This is a genomic window from Desulfuromonas carbonis, assembly GCF_054658035.1.
In genome coordinates this window covers 217,733-235,830 of sequence record NZ_BAAHXR010000001.1, presented here as the reverse complement: position 1 = coordinate 235,830, position 18,098 = coordinate 217,733, and the positions used below count along the sequence as shown (strand labels likewise).

Below are 18,098 nucleotides of genomic sequence, written 5' to 3'. Positions count from 1 at the left end.
CCGTCACCGGCTACTCTTCGATTCCGGCGCGGAAATTGGCCCGCCGGGGGGAAAAACGTCGGACTGTTTCGCCTTCTGCCGGGCGTCATCCAGTTCTGCGCTGGAGAGCTCCCGGGGAATTGTCAGGACCTGGCCGGAGTAGATCTGGCGGGGGTCCCTGATCTGGTCCCGGTTCGCCTTGTACAAAAGCGGCCAGAGCAGCGGATCGTCGTAGACCTGGGGCTGGGCGGCGATGCTGTAGAGCGACTCCCCCTCGCCCACGGTGTAGGAAAGCTGTGGCGGGGGTACCGGTTTGCGAGGTGCCGTCCGATCCGGTTTTGATGGGGGGGGCGGGGGGGGCTGCTGCTGCAGCTGGCGCTGGCGCGCCGCCGCAATGGCCCGCTCGCGCCTTTCGAGCTCAGCGCGGCGGAGCTGTTCGTCGGCACTGTGGGCGAGGACCAGCGCCCGCCGGGCGCGCAGGGTGGCAAAGGGGAGGAGCTCCCGGGCCGCGCGGTAGTCACCGTCGTGAACCAGCGCTTCGCTATCCTGCAGGGCGCGTTTGGCAATCAGGTAATCGTCGCTTGCCAGGCGGCTGGCACCGGCAGCGTAGGCCCGGGCGAGGGCATCGCGGGCGGCCGCAAGTTCGGCCTGCGGCGGCCGGGAGCAGCCGCCGCTGACGAAAAGCAGCAGAATGAGACAACAAAGACGTTTCACAAAAAGACTGCAGGGGGCAACGGCCCCGGTCGGCAACCGGGGCGCAGGATCATTTCGCCCGGGTCACGGTGCGGATGGCCAACTCGCGCAGCTGTTTTTCGTCGACTTCACCCGGGGCTTCGGACATCAGGCAGGTCGCTTTCTGGGTCTTGGGGAAGGCGATGACGTCGCGGATCGAATCGGAGCCGGTCAGGATCATGGTCAAACGATCGAGACCGAAGGCGATGCCGCCATGGGGCGGGGCCCCGAATTCGAGGGCGTCGAGGAGGAAGCCGAATTTCATCCGCGCCTCCTCCTCGCCGATCCCCATCAGGTCGAACATGCGGCTCTGGATCGCCTGGTCGTGGATACGGATCGAGCCGCCGCCGATCTCCGAACCGTTGAGGACGAGGTCATAGGCCTTGGCCCGCGCCTTGCCGGGATCGGAGTCGAGCAGGGCAAGGTCTTCATCCATCGGCGCGGTGAAAGGATGATGGACGGCGACGTGGCGGCGGGCCTCGGCATCCCACTCCAGGAGCGGGAAGTCGGTCACCCAGACGAAACGGTAGTCGTCCTTTTTGGCGAGACCGAGCTTGTGGCCGAGGTGGCCGCGCAGGCGGCCGAGGGATTCGTTGACCACCTTGTAGGAGTCGGCGCCAAAGAGGAGCAGGTCTCCCAACTCGGCGCCGAGGCGCTGGTTGATCGCCGCAAGCTCGTCCGCGCTAAAGAATTTGGCGATGGGGGACTGCCACCCCTCCTCGGTCATTTTTACCCAGGCCATCCCCTTGGCGCCGTAGATCTTGACGAACTCGGTGAGGTCGTCGAGCTCCTTGCGCGAGAGGCTGGCGCCCCCCTTGACGTTGATCGCCTTGACCTGGCCACCGCCGGCGACGGCATCGGCGAAGACCTTGAAGCCGCACCCCTTCACCAGATCGGAGAGTCCGACCAGTTCGAGATCGAACCGCAGATCGGGGTTGTCGACCCCGAAGCGGTCGAGGGCTTCGGCGTAGGTCATGCGGGGCATCGGCAGCGGGACCGCAACGCCGATCGTTTCCTTGAAGATGGCGGCGATCATCCCCTCCATGACCGCGATGACGTCGTCGCGGCCGACAAAGCTCATCTCGCAGTCGATCTGGGTGAACTCGGGCTGGCGATCGGCGCGCAGATCCTCATCGCGGAAGCATTTGACGATCTGGAAGTAGCGGTCAAAACCGGAGACCATCAGCAGCTGCTTGAAGAGCTGGGGGGACTGGGGAAGAGCATAAAAAGTTCCAGGATTGACCCGGCTCGGCACCAGGTAATCGCGCGCCCCCTCCGGGGTGCTCTTGGTCAGTACCGGGGTTTCGATATCGAGGAAGCCCTCGGCGTCGAGGTAGCGACGGACGGTGCGCGTGACCTGGTAGCGCAGCATCAGGTTCTGCTGGATGGCCGGCCGGCGCAGGTCGAGATAGCGGTACTTGAGGCGGATATTTTCGGCGACCTCGGTGAACTCGTCGAGCATGAACGGGGGGGTCTTGGCCGTATTGAGGATTCGCATCTCGCGCACCTCGACCTCGACCTCGCCGGTCTTCATCTTCGGATTGACGGTTCCGGCGGGCCGTGGCGAGACGATCCCCTTGATGGCGACGACATACTCGTTGCGAACCCGGTCGGCCTTGGTGTGGGCTTCGGGGTCACGGTCCGGGTCAAGGGCGAGTTGCACGATCCCTTCGCGGTCGCGCAGGTCGATGAAGATCAGGCCACCGTGGTCGCGACGGCGCTGCACCCAGCCGGTCAGGCAGACTTCCTGGCCAATCTGGGCGGCGGTGACCATGCCGCAGTAGTGGCTTCGTTTCCAATCGCCGAAAATGTCGTTCAAGGGAAGTCCCTCCAGAGTTGTTTGATGGATCGGGCCGCGCCCGGAAAGGCAGGATTATACAAACCCCCTCCGGCCAGCGTCAAGGAGAATGCAATCAGGCCTCTCCCCCGGCGAGCAACTCCTGCAGACGGGCACGAAGGGCGTCGAGGGGGACCTCCTCCTGGTTGCCGGCGTCCATGTTGCGCAACTGGGCCCGACCGGCGGCCAGTTCATCGCCGCCGAGGATGACGGCAAACCGCGCGCCGAGCTTCCCGGCCCGACGCATCTGCGCTTTGAGGCTCTTCCCTTCGAGGTCGGTATCGACCTGCAAGCCGGCGCGCTGCAGCTGGTGCATCAGCAGAAAGGCATGACGCGCGGCCTCGCTGCCAAGGGTGGCGAGAAAGCAGTCAAGGCGCGGCACCGCCTGCGGACTCCCTTTCAGCAGCACCAGGCGCTCGACGCCCATGGCGAAACCGATTCCGGGGAGGGGGGGGCCGCCCAGGTCGCGAATCAGTCCGTCGTAACGCCCCCCTGCGGCTACCGCGTTCTGTGCCCCGAGATTGCCGGTGACCATCTCGAAGGTGGTCTTGGTGTAATAGTCGAGGCCACGCACCATGCGCGGGTTGATGACGAAAACCGTGCCGAGATCGGTGAGGTAGCTCTGCACCGCGGCGAAGTGGTCGGCGCAGCCGCCGCAGAGATGGTCGAGAACCGAGGGGGCGCCGGCAGTCGCTTCCTTGCAGCCCGGCACCTTGCAGTCGAGAACCCGCAGCGGATTCTGCTGCCAGCGCCGGCGGCAGTCGTCGCAGAGATGATCGAGGCGGGTTTCGAGAAAGGCGACCAGCGCCTGGCGGTAGGCCGGGCGGCACTCGGGGCAACCGAGGGAGTTGATCTGCAGCTGGACGTCGGGTATGCCGACCTCGGCAAAATAGTGGTCGAGCATGGCGAGAACCTGGGCATCGCAGCGCGGGTCGTCGAGGCCGATGACTTCGGCCCCGATCTGGTGAAACTGGCGGTAGCGTCCCTTTTGCGGCCGTTCGTAGCGGAACATCGGCCCCATGTAGTAGAGCTTGGCGACCGAATCCTGGGCATGCAGCTTGTGCTCGATGAAGGCGCGCATCACCGGCGCCGTCCCCTCCGGGCGCAGCGTCAGCGAGGTGCCCCCCTTGTCGGTAAAGGTATACATCTCCTTTTCGACGATATCGGTCGTTTCGCCGATGGAACGGCAGAAAAGATCGGTCTTCTCGACCACCGGGACGCGGATCTCGCTGAAGCCGTAGCTGCGGAAGACGCGCCGTGCGGCCGCCTCCAGTTCCTGCCAGGTCGCCACCTCCCCCGGCAGAATATCGTTCATCCCTTTAATGCCTGTAATGCTCACGTTGTCAGTGCCTTTCAAAAAAATAATTCAAATTAAGTGGGACGTGACGGCGGTGAACGCAGTGCTCAGCCGGGGCGGAGGCTCTCCACCCGGTAGACGCCGACCGGAATCCGTTTTCCCTTCAGCTCGATGGGTGGCAACGCCTCCGCCACCAGCTGCTCGCGGATCGTCCGGTAGGTCCCTTCCGAGACGAGAATCTCTCCCGGTCTGGCGAGACCCTGGAGCCGCGCGGCAATATTGACGCTGTCGCCGATGACCGTATATTCCATGCGCGTCGCCGACCCGATGTTGCCGGCGATGACCGGTCCGGTGTTGATGCCGATCCCCATTTCGAGGGGCGGGAGATCCTGGGCTGCGCGCTCCTGGTTGAAGTTCCTGACCGCCCGCTGCATTTCAATGGCGCAGTGAACGGCGCGCAACGGATCGTTGCCGAGGGAGAGGGGGGCGCCGAAAAGCGCCATGACCGAGTCGCCCATCAGCTTGTCGACCATCCCTTCGTGGTCGATGACGAGCTGGATCATCAGGGTGAAGTAGTCGTTGAGCAGCTCCACGACCTGGGCCGGCGGCAGCCGTTCGGCCAGCGAGGTAAAGCGGCGGATGTCACAGAAGAGGATGGTGACCTCCTTCTCTTCACCGCCGAGCTTGAGATCGTCGCGATGGCGCAGAATGGTCTCCGCCAGCGGCTTGCTGACATAGCGCTCAAAGGTGTTCTTGATGAATTCCTTTTCGCGCAGGCTGCTCGCCATTTCGTTAAAAGCGTCGGTGAGGACGCCGAGTTCATCGTTGCGCTTCAGGTCGAGGTGCTGTTCCAGGTTGCCGCCGCCGATGGCCCGGACCCCGCGCACCAGGGCGTGGACCGGGCGCAGGCTGACACCGGCGAGGAGGTAGGCGGCGAGGCTGCCGAGGACCAGGGCAACGCCGGCAAGCACGCCGAGGCGCTGGCGCATCGCCTCGATTTCGGCAGCGACCAGGGCTTCGGAGAGCCCGAGGTGGATATCGCCGAGTCGGACCGGCCGGTCCGCGACCGAGTAGATCGGTACTTCGAGATCGAGGAGGCCGGCGCCGTTGCCGACGCGCCGGACGACGTAGCTCCCCTCCACTGGCAGCAGCCGGGCCTCGCCGGGGAGGGTAAAGTCGGTGCCGACCCGTGCCATGTCGGCGGCGGCACGAATCCGCCCCTTGCGGTCGACGATCAAGGCGTATTCGATGCCGGAGCCGCGCACCGCATTTTTGACGGCGGAGAAGAGATAGAGGTCATCGCCGGTGAGGAGCGGGTCCTCGGCGTTGAAGGCGACGCCGCGGGCGATCCCCAGCCCCTTCTCGATATTCTCCCGCACCAGGGACGAGCGGATGTTCTGCTCCATGAGGAGCATCACCGCCAGCATCAGGGCCCCGCTGAAGAGGGCCAGCAGCAGCGCGAACTTGAAGCGCAGGCTGGCAAAAACGGCAATCCGTTCAGCCACCCCGGAACTCCTCGATGCGCTGCAGCTTGCGCTGCGCCTTTTCAATGTTCATCCGCGACTTCTCATGTCCCGGATCGAGGGCGAGAACCTTCTGCCAGGCATCGATCGCCTCCCGGTATCTGCCGCGGGTGTAGAACTCGATTCCCTGCAGGTAAAGGGCCTGCTCGTCGCCGGGATTGACCCCGGAGAGGCGCAGCTGGTCGATTCGCTTCAGGGCGCCACGGGCCTCCGCCTGGTAGGGGTCGATGGCGAGAGCCTGGCGGAAGGTCGCAGCCGCTTCGCTGAAGTGCCCGTCGCCGAGGGCGCGGTTTCCGTCGCGCACCAGGTCGGCGAGGCGGCCGGCCAGCTGCTTGCGACCGGCTTCCAGACCGGTCAGGGCCTGGGGGTTGGCCGGATCGATGTCCAGCACCTTGCGGTAACTGGCGAGCGCTCCCTCCAGATTCCCGGCAGCGAGAGCCTCCTTGGCCTTGACCAGATTCGCGACGACGAAGCGGTCGACGGCGTTTTCCAGTTCCCCCTGCTCGCGGCGCGCCTCGGCATGGTCGGGAACCAGGGCGAGCAACCGGTCGTAGAGGATGCGGGCACGCTTGAAATTGTGCGCCGCCGTCGCCTGCCGGGCGGAGTCGAGCAGGCTGGCGGCCTTGTCGGCGCTGGCGGCCGCGAGGCTGGACAGCTCCTGCCGAACTTCCGGTGAATCCTTTAGAGCGAGGGCGTTGTTGAAATGTTCCCGGGCCTCGGCCAGTTGCCCGGCGCTGTGGGCGCGACGCCCCCAGAGGAGTTCTTCGGCAACCAGGGTGTTGACCATGCTTTCGAGGCGTTTTTCGGCAACCTCCACCTCGGCCAGATTGGGGGCGAAAGATTTCGCCAGAGCGAGTGCCGCGGCGGCGTCGTCGAGACGTCCCTCGTCAAGGGCCTGACCCTGGCGCGCGATCGCTTCAAGGGCAGCTTCCCGGGATTGGGCGGCCACCGCGTCAAGGCCGGCCTGCGCCCGGGGCTCCCCCGGGGCGAGTTCCAGGACCCGGCGATAGGCCGCAGTCGCTGCCGCCAGATCTCCGGCCGCGGCCAGCCGTTGCCCCTCTTCCAGGCCGCCGCTGATTTCCTGCGACAGGCGATCGAGGGCCTGTTGCTTCAGGTCGTTGCCGGCTGCGGCCGCCGGATCGGCGGCGAGCCCTCTGGTCGCCTCTTCCAGCGCCAGGCGCGGATTGCCGGCCGCCAGAGCGGAACGTGCCGCGGCGAAATGCTCCTCGGCCTGCCGGGCGAGGGCTGCGCGCGCCTTGGCTGCGAAGGCGAGCGCACGCGGGTCGCCGGAGACCATGGCCAGCGCCTGCTCGAAGTAGTCGAGGGCGCCACGGTAATCCTGGTCACCATAGAGCCGCCGCCCCTCCGCAAAGGCCGCATCGGCCGCTCCGTTCTGCGCAGCGACCAGGTTGACAGTCGCTCCGCGGTGGGTCGGCTCGAGAGCGAGTACCCGGCGGTAGTTGGTCGCAGCCGGGGCGAACTCCTTCAGGGCCAGATCGATGTTGCCGGCGAGGTAATAATCCTTGGCGGTGGCATCGGGGGTGGCGACCAGCGCCTTGGCCGCCTGCCTCGCCGCAGCGTAGGACTTTCTTTCGAGGAGGGTCAGCGCACTGTTGTAGAGCATCGAGTGGGTACTGGAGCGTAATTCGGCTGGGGCCTCGGCGTAGATCGGGCCGAGAATCTCGATCGCCCCGGCGTAATCGCCGCTGCGGTAGGCGATGGTTCCGAGGTAATAGAGCGCCACCGGACTATCGGGCGCCGCCGCCAGCGCGTTGCTGAAAGCGCTGCGGGCGGCAGCGAGGTCGTTCAGTTCGAGGGCTTTCAGGCCACGGTTGAAGTGGAGCGCGTAGACATATTCGCGGGCGCTGGTGTCGGAGGGGTAGTGGTCGAGATAGCGGGAAAACTCTTCCAGAGCTGCATCGATCTGGCCGCTGCGTGCCAGAGAGTCGCCGATCAGCCGATGGATTTCGAGGCGATCGGGGGCCAGCGCCAGGACCTTGGACAAAAGGCGGCGGGCCTCGTCGAGGTTCTCCTTTTCGAGGTAGGCCAGGGCCAGATTGTAATAGGCATTGGCGAGGGGATAGACTTCCGGTTCATCGAGGGCGCCGAGACTCTCGGCCTGATCGAAATAGAGCTGGGCGCTGTCGAGATCGCCGAGTCGGGCATAGGCGAGCCCGAGGTTGTAATGCATTTCGACGGAGTCGGTAAAGGCAGGATAAGCCAGGCGGAATTCGGCGACGGCCCCCTGATTGTCGCCGGCCAAGAGGAGCGCCATGCCAAGAAAATAGTGGAGTGGCAGGTTGTCCGGATCGACGCGCAACGCTTCCCGGTAGCGCTCGACGAGGCCATCCCCGCCACTCTCAAGAGCCAGCGCCACATTCGGGAAGAGGGAGAGAATAACCAGCATGGCGAGGCCGGCCAGGGCCGTCTGCCAGGAACTGCCGCGGCTCATGGGCCCTCAAACTCCCCCGCGCAGCGAGAGACGTTGCGAACCTTTTTGCCGGCGTACATCGCCCGGTCGGCCCGGTCGATGATCTCCTTTTTCCGTTCGGCATGTTCCGGAAAACAGGCAAAGCCGACGGTGGCGGTCAGGCGGGTGTTGATCCCCTCCTCAACCAGGAAGGTGTGCTGCTCGATCTGGCGCCGCATGCGCTCGGCCACCACCGCCGCGCCCCGGGAATCGGTCTCGACCAGCAGGGCCGTGAACTCGTCCCCGCCATAGCGGAAGAGGCTGTCGACCTCGCGAACAGCCTTGCGCAGCAGCATGGCGACTTCCTTGAGAGTCTTGGAGCCGGCAAGGTGTCCGTGGCTGTCATTGATGTTCTTGAAATAATCGAGATCGATAAAGACCAGGGCAAACTCCAGCCCGTAGCGACCGGCCCGGCGGATCTCCTGGTCAATGGCCATGTGCAGGTAGCGATGGTTGTAGAGCCCGGTCAGGTCATCGGTGTACATCAACTCCCGGGCGCCCTGGTAGCGAAAGGCATTCTCGAAGCCGAGGGCGGTCTGCTCGGCGAGAAAGAGGAGGCTGTCGCGGGGGATGTCGAGGAAGTCGTGTTCGGGGGGATTGCACAGCACCAGGGCGCCCTTGGTGCTGTTCTGGCAGCGCAGCGGCAGCAGCAGGACACTCTTCAGCCCGGGGAGAACCTCTCCGCCGAGAGACTCGGCCGCAAGGGTAACCAGGCCGGTGGCTTCCTTGAGCGGCTTCAGCAGGGCACTGGCAAGGGCCTGGGCGGATTCCGGGTCGATGGTTTCCGCACCGATCAGGCGGGAGACACTCTCCTTGCCGGTCAAAAAACCGAAGCCGCGGCCGCTGCCGATTTCCTGCAGCATGGTCGAAACCGCCTGGGGAATAAGGCGGTTGATTTCAAGCATGGAGGCCAGGTTCTGCCCCTTCTGGAAGAGGCGGATTTGGCTTTTGAGCAGGGAATTTTCATCGAGCAGGCGGCGCTGCTCAAGGCAGGTCCGGACCAGGTGGCGCAACTCTTCGGGGTTGAAGGGTTTGACCAGGTAATCCCGGGCCCCGCTTTTGAGCGCCTGGATCGCGGTTTCGAGGGTCGCGTGACCGGTCGCGAGGATGACCTCGGGCGGGTTGTCGACGCTGCGCGAGAGGCGCAGCAGTTCGAGGCCGTCCAGCCCGGGCATGACCATGTCGGTCAGTACGATGGCGACACCGCCGCTCCGAATCCGGTTGAGTGCTTCATCGCCGGAAGCGACGGTCTCCACACGGTACCCTTCGTCCCCGAGAATTTCGGCAAAAAGGCGGCGGAAAAAAAGTTCGTCATCGACAACCAGGATGGTCGATTCGCTCATCTGGGCACGCTCCCGGGAAAGAAGTCCATAGCTAGCAAAATCCCCTAGTTCTGTCAACGGAAAAGCCCTCTTTGCCAACGTTGCGGCTGCCAGCCGTCCTCCAGGGCGAGGAAACGAACCGTCCCATCGCGATCGGTTCGCCAGAGCGTCGTCCCGTTCCGCTCAAGGGCAGCGAGGACGACCGGATCGGGGAACCGGTAGCTGTTGCCGGCGCCAACCGAAACCAGGGCCTGGGCGGGATGCAGGGTCTGCATCAACAGCTCCGGGGCCGAGTGGCGACTGCCATGGTGGGGAATTTTCAGCAGATCGACTGGGCCTGGCAGCGGCTCGGATAGGAGGCGCCGGATTCCTGCCGCCCCGAGATCCCCCGTCAGCAGCAGGCCGCGCTTCCCCTGCCGGGCATAGAGGACCAGTGAGCGGTCATTGGCCGAGGCAACCTCGGCGGGAGGGCAATAAAGGTCGAGTTCCAGACCCGGGGCGGTTGCGAGCTGCTGCCAGCCCGGAGCAAACCGCCGGCGCGGAATCTGTCGCTCGGCGGCAAGGCGGGCCAAGGGGGCCGGCAGGTCTTCCGGCCCGGGGCCGGCCCACAGTTCGGCGACGGGAAAGGTGGCGAGGACCTCCTGCAGTCCGCCACTGTGATCGGGGTGGGGATGGGTGAGGAGGACTGCATCCAGGTGCTGAACCCCGAGCCGGGCAAGGGCCGGGGCAACCAGGCGTTTGCCGATATCGATGTGCGGATCGCGGCTGCCGCCCCCATCAATCAGGAGGTTCTCCCCGCCGGGGAGAGTGAGGAGCAAGGCTTCGCTCTGACCGACACTTAGGGCGGTGAGGCGCATTCCGCCGGGTGCGGAGACCGGCCAGGACCAGACCAGAATTCCTGCTGCCGCCACCAGAAAGGCGCTCCGGCGCCAGCGGCGGGAGTGACCGGCGAGTCCCACGGCAATCACGAGGAGGCTGATGCCGACGAGGGTGGCCGGGGTCGGGTACCAGACCCGCCCCGAGAGCCATGGCAGGCCGGCCAGGGCTTCACCGGCGCTGAGTGCCAGGCTCGTCGCCAGCCCACTCAGTTTAAGAAGCCCGACGGCGGGGGGCAGGGCCAGGGGGGCAAGCAGCAATGCGGCGAGCCCGCAGGGGAGGGCGACCAGGGCGATCAAGGGTACCGCCAGCAGGTTGGAGATCGGGGCGACCGGAGCGAAGCGATAGAAGTGGGCGACCGCCAGCGGCAAGGTGGCGAGGGTCGCCGCCAGGCTCGCCAAAAAGAGCGTGGCCCCCCAGCGCCAGGGACGAGACCAGCTGCGAAGCCGCTCTTGCCAGGGGGGGAGCAGAACCAGGAGGCCGGCGGCGCCGGCAAAGGAGAGCTGAAAGCCTGGTTCGAAGATGGCGAGTGGATCGAGGAGCAGCAGGATCATGGCTGCTGCGGCGAGGGTCCGCAGCGGGGCGAGGGTGCGGGAGAGTGCCAGGTAGAGGGCTGCGCCAACGGCGATCAGAAAAGCCCGGCTGGTGGCAAGCGCGCCACCGCTCATTACCAGGTAGAAGCCGAGCAGCGGCAACAGGGCAAGGGGGAGTACGCGGCGCGGCGGGGCCCAGAGCAGCAGGCGACTGCTGCGCCGGTAGAAGGCGCGTGCAGCGAGGTAGAGAAAACCGGCGAGAAAGCCGAGGTGCATCCCGGAAATGGCAAAGAGGTGAGAGAGGCCGCAGGCGGCGAGGCGCTCGCGGAGTTCGGCGGAGAATCCCCCCTGGTCGCCAATCAGCAGCGCCCGTGCCAGAATCCCCTCTTCAGGGGGGAGGTAACTGTCCATAAATGCTGCTGCGGCCAGCCGCCAGCGCGCGATGGTGGCGCTGAGGTCGGGCCGGTCGCCCGCCAGGACGGCGAGTCCTTCACTTCCCGGCAGATAGGCGGTAACAAAAATCCCTTCGCGGGCGAGGTGGCGACGATAGGCGAATTCGCCGGGAGTGCCGAAGTCGCGTGGCTTCCGTAACCGGGTCCAGAGGCTGACTTCGCGACCGGGGGCCGCCGCTTCGGGCGGCGAGTCGAGAAAAATCCGCACTATCCCCCGGACCGTACGGCTCTGTCCGGCCACGGTCAGGGTGTGCGCCTCAAGGTCGATAACGCTGCGCTGCTCCGGGCGCGACATGACCCGCTCGACCCGACCGGTAACCCGCAGTGGCTTCTCGCCGACCCAGGCAGCGACATGTCCGCTGCCGGTTGGTGACTGGAGCTGAAGCTGGTAGCGAACCAGCCCCAGGCAGGAAAAACAGAGAAGGAGGAGCAGAGGCGCCAGGCGGCGCTGCGGCCACGCCAGCCAAAGGCCGCCGGCGAGCAGCGGCAGGAAAGGGAACCAGGGGGCAGGAAAGAGGTAGGGAGCGGCGAGCAGGCCGCTGGCGTAGGCTGCCAGCAGGACGGGCAGGCCCAGCGCCATCTAGCGGTCGCTGCCGATGGCGGCAAGCAGGCGCAGCAGGCGGTCGATCTGCCCCGACGTCGGCTCGTTACCGGCCCCGGCAAGCCCGGCGAGGCGGCGGTAGGCGGCCCCGTCCGTAACCGCAGCGCGCAGCTTCACGGCGTCAATGCCGCCGCGCGGCGGGAGGAGGAGCTCCAGGTGATGGCTGCCGGCGGCAAGGTAAAAGCTGCCGACGGGCTGGTCGCTCAGGAAGGGGTCGGCGCTGCAGGCGAGTTCCTCGCGCTGGTCGAGGATCCCGGTCAGTCGGCCCGGGCCGACGGCACGCAGGGAGAGGTGATAGACGGCAGAGCGGGGGAGGTCGAAGTCGATGCTGACCCTGGCGGGTTCGGCGCCGGCCCGCACCCAGCTTCCCGCGCTGGGTGGCCCGAGAAAGCGCTGGTCGGTTGGGCGGGCGCCATCCAGACTCGACGCCTGCTCGGCCTCGACGGTCAGGTCGAGATTCCCCGGCGGGAGGAAGGGCTCCATGCCGAGGAGCCGGATCGCCGTTACGGCCAGGTCGTCCATGGTCAGGGCGGCCTGGGGGTCCCAGCCGGCAAGGGGGCGAATTGGCGTCAGCGGTGGGGCCGTCAGGATAAGGTCGTCGATCCCCCCGTTGGGCGGCATCAGATCTTCCAGCAGTTGCGGGCCGGCCGGGAGGGCGTATTCCCCAAGTTCGACCAGTTCGAGCCGCCGGGTGCCATCCCCGGTGAAGTGGTAGTCGTCGAGGATGAACTGGTGGCCGGCGTTGATGAGACCGGCCTGGAGACGATAGTTCCCGGCGAGGGGGAGGAGAAATTGCAGGTGGACCGTAGTCGGTGTCGAAATGCCGGCGAGCCAGCCCCGCCCGCTGAAGGGACCGAAGTTTTGCAGATTGCTGACCGCGACGACATCCTCGGTGTTGAAGATATCCTCGGCCTCGAAGTGGAACGAGCGGTCACCCTGCAGGATGGTACGATAATCTTCATCCGTCGGTTCGTCGGGGAGCCCGTAGGACCAGCCGAGGGCTTCGACCAGGCTCTGCATCCACTGGCGCTGGCTGGTGGCGGCCGCGGCCGGCAGTGCCTGGCCGACGATCAGCACAGCCATGAAAATAAAGACATGAATTCGCAACATCAAAGCGCACCCTCCTCGCAAAATACGCTGAAAAGCTACCATAACCCGCGCCAGATGGAAAGCCTCTCCCTCACCTTCGCGCTCACCTTCGCGCTTGGCAATTGCCGGCGGTCGGGTTAGATTGTTGCGGAATGATCGTACCGGGCCCGGCGTTCCGTGCCGGGTGGACGCCCTGCCATTGCGTTATGCCGGGCCGGTAGGAGCAGGAGAGGAGGCATAATCCTTGAAACAAGTCGTCTGCCATCTTTTTTTCTGGTCGTCGCTGCTCTGGTCGGGGCCTGCCGCTTTGGCCGCCGAGCCGTCCGCTCTCCCCTCGGCGCAACCGGTCTACATCGGGATAGACGCAGAATTCGGCTACCGTGACAGTACTTCCGCCGAAGCGATCAGCTACGGCGTACAGATCGCCATCGCAGAAATCAACCATCAAGGCGGTGTACTCGGCGGCCGGCCTCTGAAGCTGGTCGAACGGGCCAACAATTCGGTCCCGGCCCGCAGCCTGGTCAATATGGAAGAACTGGCCGCCATGCCCGACCTCGTTGCGGTCTTCTGCGGCCGTTTCAGTCCGCCGATTGTCGCTGCGCTCCCCCTGATACACCAACAGCACCTGATCCTCCTCGATCCCTGGGCGGCGGCCGATGGGGTGGTTGAAAATGGTTACCATCCCAATTACGTCTTTCGCCTTTCTCTCAAGGACAACGACGCCATGCCGGTCATGCTTGAGCATGCCCGAGCCCGCGGTCTTCGTCGGGTCGGCCTGTTGCTGCTCAATACCAGTTGGGGGAGAAGCAGTCTGGCGGCTGCCGAGCGCCATTTGCAGGGCGAGTCGCAGGGGCTCCGGATCGTCGGCCAGACATGGTTCAACTGGCAGGATACCTCGTTGATCGACCGTTACCTGGAGTTGTGCCGGGCCGGGGCCGAGGCAGTCATCATGGTCACCAACGTCGAGACCGCAGCGGTACTGGTCAGGGAAATGGCGGCACTCCCCGCCCCGAAACGGATCCCCCTGCTCTGTCATTGGGGCATCACCGGCGGCACCTTCCCAAAACTGGCGGGTACCAGCCTGGCCGAGGTGGATCTGGCGGTGGTGCAAACCTATTCCTTTGTCGGGGCCACTGACCCGGTAGCACGGCGGGTACTGCGCGCCGCCGAAGGTCTCATGGGGGTTGGCGCGAGGCAGATTCCTTCCCCGGTCGGATTGGCTCATGCCTACGATCTGACCCATCTTCTGGCTAGGGCGATCGACCGGGCCGGTACCACCGACCGGCCCGCGGTGCGGGCGGCGCTGGAACAGGTCCGTAACTACCAGGGGTTGGTCCGTCACTTTTCCCGCCCCTTTGCTCCCGACCGCCACGATGCCCTGGACCGGTCCGACGTCTTCATGGCCGCTTACGATCGGAATGATCAGGCCATTGTCCCGATCGGTCGCTGAAACCTTTCCCGGGAATATGCGTTATGTTCTACCGTTTCAGGGCACTATTGACCAAGCTGAGCCGATGGTTCTCGGCCAGTCTCGCCAATCGGCTGACCCTGTCGATCCTGCTAGGCGCCACCTTCATGCTGGCGGTGGTGGGCGGTTCCAGCTATACCGCCTTGTCCGGCCTGCTGGAGCGAAGTCTGGCCGCCGACCTGGAAAGCCAGGTGAAAACCCTGGTGGAACGTCTCGAAAGCTCCCTGGATCAGGTGATCCGGGACATTGAGGGCCTTTCACGGAGTTCCTTCGTGGCCAACGGCCTGGTCGATGCCAGCGGGCGGGATGTCTACCTGGTCCCCTTCCTGGGGGATTTCGAGGCGCACCTGACGGTGCCGGCAACCCTGCTGCTGGTCGATTTTCGTGGTGAATTGGTGGCCAGCCGGCAGCGCCACCCGGAGACTCTCTCCCTGGAAAATTCAGCCCACGTGCAAGCGGCCCTGGCCGGCAAGGGGATGCAGGCCGCTCTGGTGAGGGAGCGGGGCCGGTTCCTGGTGGAACTGATTCATCCCGTCCTCCTTGCCCCCACCGGGACGGTAGAGGGGGCGCTGGTCGTACAGATCGATATCGGCCGGCTATTCGCCGGTTTCGTGGAAGTCCTTCCGCCCAAGCTTTTCCACCAACTGACATTGGAAGAGAAGACCTCTCTCGGCAGCCACGGTGAATTGCCGGGAAACGACCTTTTCTCTCTTTCCGGCTACCTGCACCTTCATCCGCCCCTCAACCAGCTCCCGATGCGCATCGATCTGGGTGAGAGCCGGAAGGAACTTTTCGCCCCGTTGCGCCAGGTGGTCATGCTTTACCTGATCTGCGGCGGCATGCTCCTCTGTCTGGCTTTTCTGTTGGCCCGATTCTTCGGTACGATAATGGCATGGCCGATTGTTGAACTGAGCCATGCTGCGGCCCTGGTTGCCGACGGGGGGAAGCTGCAGATGCCATCCACCCACAGGCGACAGGACGAGATCGGGCTTCTCACCGAGGCCTTTGCGAGGATGGTGGAGAGGCTGCACCGCGCCAACGAGACTCTTGAAATCCGCGTCCGTGAACGGACGGCGGAACTGCGCTCCTCCGAGCTTCTGCTGGCAAATATTGTCGACAATATTCCCCTCGCTGTCGGTGTCCGGGCGTTGCATCCGTCCGACGGCAAGAATCCCTGGGTGCTTTGGAACCGCGCGGCGGAGACGATCTTCGGCCTGGATCGGGAGTCCCTCGCCCGGCACGATTTCGATGGAAATCTGCTGCCGGTATCGATCCAGACGGAGGAGACCCTGCCGCGGCCCGGGAACTACTGGTCGGTCGAAACTCCCTACCACCATCCCGGCGATGGTCGCCAGCTGACCATCGATTCACGCATCCTCGGTCTCTTTGACGCCGCCGGCCAGATCAGTCATCTGCTTGCGATCAGTGACGATATCACCGATCGCAAGCGCAGTGACGAACTGGTGCTGGAAATCGCTCGCGGGGTGGCGTCCCAGACCGGCGAGACCTTTTTCCCTTCGATCACCGCCCATCTGGCGGCCACCCTGGGGGCCGATTTCGCCCTGGTGGGAGAGGTGGCCGGTTCCCCGCCGGTGGTCCGTACCATCGCCGTCTTCGCTCAGGGGCAGGAGTCCGACAATTTCGTCTACGAACTGGCTGGAACTCCTTGCGAAACCGTCCTTTCAGGGGGCGTCTGCAGTTACCCGTCCCGGGTCTGGGCGCATTTTCCCCGGGACATGATGCTGAAGGAGATGGGGATCGAAGGCTATCTCGGTGCTCCCCTGCACGACCAGGAAGGGATTCCGATGGGAGTACTGGTGGTGCTCTTCCAGCGGCCCCTGACGGAAATTCCCCTGGCAGAGAACCTGCTGTCGATCTTTGCTGCCCGGGCGGCGGCCGAACTGGAGCGGCGCCAGGCCGAGCAGGCCCTGGAAAAAACCAAGGTTCGCTTTCGGGCGATCGTCCAGAACGCCCCGTCGGGCATCTGTACCGTCTCCCCTGAGGGGCATCTGCTCAGCGCCAATCCACCCTTCTGCGCGCTCCTCGGCCGAGAGGAGGCGGAGCTCTGCCACTTCAGCCTGTGCGACGTGGTACATCCGGACGACTGGCTCTCCCTTTACCAGGACTATTTCCGCCAGAGCAACGGCCGGCTCGACTCCCTGCGGCGGGATTGCCGCCTGCAGGGAAAGGACGGCAAAACGGTCTGGGTTGACCTGGCTCTGACCGGCGGTGGTGATTTTTCGATCGTTATGATTCGCGACATTACCCGTCGTCGCCAGGTGGAACGCACCCTGCAACTTGACAAGTTGCGATCGGAAGCCCTTTATCGGTTGGCACAGATGGAGGATGTGCCCAAGGACGTCCTGCATCGGTTCATCCTCTCCCAGGGGGTGCGTTTGACCGGCAGCGCCTTCGGCCACCTCTTCTCTCTCGATCCTGGCGGGACCCGCCTGGTGCTTCACGCCCGGTCCGGAGCGGGCGGCGGCGAAGAGGGAGCGGCAACCCAGCCAACTGAGTTTCCTCTCGATGCCGTCGGCCGCTGGCGTGAGGTGGTGCAGGAGTGCCGTCCGGTCATCGAAAACGATTATTCCGGTCCTCTCCCCTGGGCCCGGTCGGTGGGCCAGGAAGGGGAGACGTTGCTGCGGGTCATGAACGTCCCCCTGCTTGACAACGGCCAGTTGCAGATGGTCTTCGAAGTCGCCAACAAGGCCGAGGATTACGACGAGACCGATCTGCACCAGCTGACCCTGCTGCTCGACGGTATGGGGCGGATCCTCAAACAGAAGCAAGCTGAAGAGCTGCTGCGCAACAGTGAGCGCAGATACCGCAGCCTCTATCAGGAATTCCAGGCGCTATTGACAGGGATTCCCGATCGCATCACGCTGCTCGATCCCCATTTGCGGGTGGTCTGGTCCAATCACCTCGATCGCAGCGATGTGACCGACTCCCCGGTCCCCGAAGAGGCCCGGCGCCCCTGTTACGAAATCTGTTTCCAGCGCGCCGAGATCTGCGAGGACTGCCCCCCCAACCGTGCTTTCCGCAGCAAATCGATGGAGCAGGGGGAGGTCGAGACCGCCGATGGGCGGATCTGGGATATCCGGGGGATCCCCATTCGCGGCGAATTGGGGCAGGTAGTCAACGTCATCGAGCTTGCCCAGGATATTACCGCTCGCGTCCGGGCCCAGGAGCTGAGTATCCGCACCGCCCACCTCGCTTCCCTCGGAGAGCTGGCGGCCGGGGTGGCCCACGAGATCAACAACCCCATCAACGGTATCATCAACTATGCCCAGATCCTCGCCGACCGCCTCCAGGACGCCGCGGGGGAAGTCGACCTTCCCGGGCGGATCATCCATGAAGGAGAACGGATCAGCGCCATCGTGCGCAGCCTGCTCGACTTTGCCCGTCCCCAGGGGGAGGCAAAACAGCTCGTTGACGTGGCTGGTGAACTCCAGGAAGCCCTCGCCCTCTGCGTGGCCAAAATGACCCGGGAGCAGATCAATGTGCGCATGGAGATCGCCCCGAATCTACCCCGGGTGATGAGTCGCTCCGGACAGCTGCGCCAGGTCTTTCTCAATATATTGAATAACTCCCACTATGCGCTCAACGTGAAATTCCCTGGCGCTGACCCTGATAAAATCCTCGACATCCAGGTCAAGCTGATCGAATCTGACCAGGAGCGGGTCCGCATCACCGTCACCGATTTTGGCTGCGGTATTGCCAGTGATGTTATTGACCGGGTCATGAATCCCTTTGTCACCACCAAGCCGGTGGGGCAGGGGACCGGGCTCGGTCTGAGCATCAGCCATGGCATTATCAACGATCATGGCGGCACAGTGAAACTGGAGAGTGTCGAAGGGCAATTCACCAGGGTCCGCATCGATCTTCCCGTGGTCATTCCCCAGCAATAGACAGGTAAGGG

At 64.8% G+C, this 18,098-nt stretch carries 10 protein-coding genes; 2 read left to right on the top strand and 8 right to left on the bottom strand.

The genetic code is table 11. The annotated features are described in order from the left end of the window. Positions 1–3 precede the first annotated feature (3 nt). The 8 genes from ACYQ8E_RS01080 to ACYQ8E_RS01045 form a co-directional block, all read right to left on the bottom strand. Positions 4–693 carry a LysM peptidoglycan-binding domain-containing protein gene (locus ACYQ8E_RS01080; protein ID WP_459859885.1) on the bottom strand — a complete coding sequence of 230 codons (690 nt, stop codon included), beginning with the start codon at positions 691–693 and terminating at the stop codon, positions 4–6. A gap of 49 nt (positions 694–742) precedes the next feature. Next, the gene (gene aspS / locus ACYQ8E_RS01075) at positions 743–2,530 is read right to left on the bottom strand and encodes an aspartate--tRNA ligase (RefSeq protein ID WP_459859883.1); all 1,788 of its coding nucleotides are present in this window, start codon (positions 2,528–2,530) and stop codon (positions 743–745) included. A 94-nt stretch (positions 2,531–2,624) separates the two neighbouring features. Then, a complete protein-coding gene (hisS, locus tag ACYQ8E_RS01070) occupies positions 2,625–3,863 on the bottom strand; it encodes a histidine--tRNA ligase (RefSeq protein WP_459859881.1) in 1,239 nt (412 codons plus the stop codon). An 89-nt stretch (positions 3,864–3,952) separates the two neighbouring features. Continuing rightward, a complete protein-coding gene (locus tag ACYQ8E_RS01065) occupies positions 3,953–5,350 on the bottom strand; it encodes an adenylate/guanylate cyclase domain-containing protein (protein WP_459859880.1) in 1,398 nt (465 codons plus the stop codon). Further along, positions 5,343–7,820, bottom strand: coding sequence for a tetratricopeptide repeat protein (locus tag ACYQ8E_RS01060; RefSeq protein WP_066726042.1), 2,478 nt, complete (start codon positions 7,818–7,820; stop codon positions 5,343–5,345). The genes ACYQ8E_RS01065 and ACYQ8E_RS01060 overlap by 8 nt, the downstream gene beginning before the upstream one ends. Next, a complete protein-coding gene (locus tag ACYQ8E_RS01055) occupies positions 7,817–9,181 on the bottom strand; it encodes a GGDEF domain-containing response regulator (RefSeq protein ID WP_066726045.1) in 1,365 nt (454 codons plus the stop codon). The genes ACYQ8E_RS01060 and ACYQ8E_RS01055 overlap by 4 nt, the downstream gene beginning before the upstream one ends. Before the next feature lie 53 nt (positions 9,182–9,234). Beyond that, the gene (locus ACYQ8E_RS01050) at positions 9,235–11,601 is read right to left on the bottom strand and encodes a DNA internalization-related competence protein ComEC/Rec2 (RefSeq protein WP_066726047.1); all 2,367 of its coding nucleotides are present in this window, start codon (positions 11,599–11,601) and stop codon (positions 9,235–9,237) included. Further along, on the bottom strand, positions 11,602–12,735 hold the full coding sequence (locus ACYQ8E_RS01045) for a hypothetical protein (RefSeq protein WP_157471810.1): 1,134 nt from the start codon (positions 12,733–12,735) through the stop codon (positions 11,602–11,604). 220 nt (positions 12,736–12,955) lie between these two features. Between ACYQ8E_RS01045 and ACYQ8E_RS01040 the strand changes: the two genes are divergently transcribed. Together ACYQ8E_RS01040 and ACYQ8E_RS01035 are read left to right on the top strand one after the other, a co-directional pair. After that, positions 12,956–14,161 carry an ABC transporter substrate-binding protein gene (locus ACYQ8E_RS01040; RefSeq protein ID WP_197463741.1) on the top strand — a complete coding sequence of 402 codons (1,206 nt, stop codon included), beginning with the start codon at positions 12,956–12,958 and terminating at the stop codon, positions 14,159–14,161. 23 nt (positions 14,162–14,184) lie between these two features. Beyond that, the gene (locus ACYQ8E_RS01035) at positions 14,185–18,087 is read left to right on the top strand and encodes a PAS domain S-box protein (protein ID WP_066726053.1); all 3,903 of its coding nucleotides are present in this window, start codon (positions 14,185–14,187) and stop codon (positions 18,085–18,087) included. Positions 18,088–18,098: the final 11 nt, after the last annotated feature.

Bases quoted from the DNA above. Each gene is read 5' to 3' on its own strand.
- hisS (WP_459859881.1), bottom strand. From the start codon at position 3,863: ATGAACGATATTCTGCCGGGGGAGGTGGCGACCTGGCAGGAACTGGAG.
- ACYQ8E_RS01060 (WP_066726042.1), bottom strand. From the start codon at position 7,820: ATGAGCCGCGGCAGTTCCTGGCAGACGGCCCTGGCCGGCCTCGCCATG.
- ACYQ8E_RS01055 (WP_066726045.1), bottom strand. From the start codon at position 9,181: ATGAGCGAATCGACCATCCTGGTTGTCGATGACGAACTTTTTTTCCGC.
- ACYQ8E_RS01050 (WP_066726047.1), bottom strand. From the start codon at position 11,601: ATGGCGCTGGGCCTGCCCGTCCTGCTGGCAGCCTACGCCAGCGGCCTG.
- ACYQ8E_RS01035 (WP_066726053.1), top strand. From the start codon at position 14,185: ATGTTCTACCGTTTCAGGGCACTATTGACCAAGCTGAGCCGATGGTTC.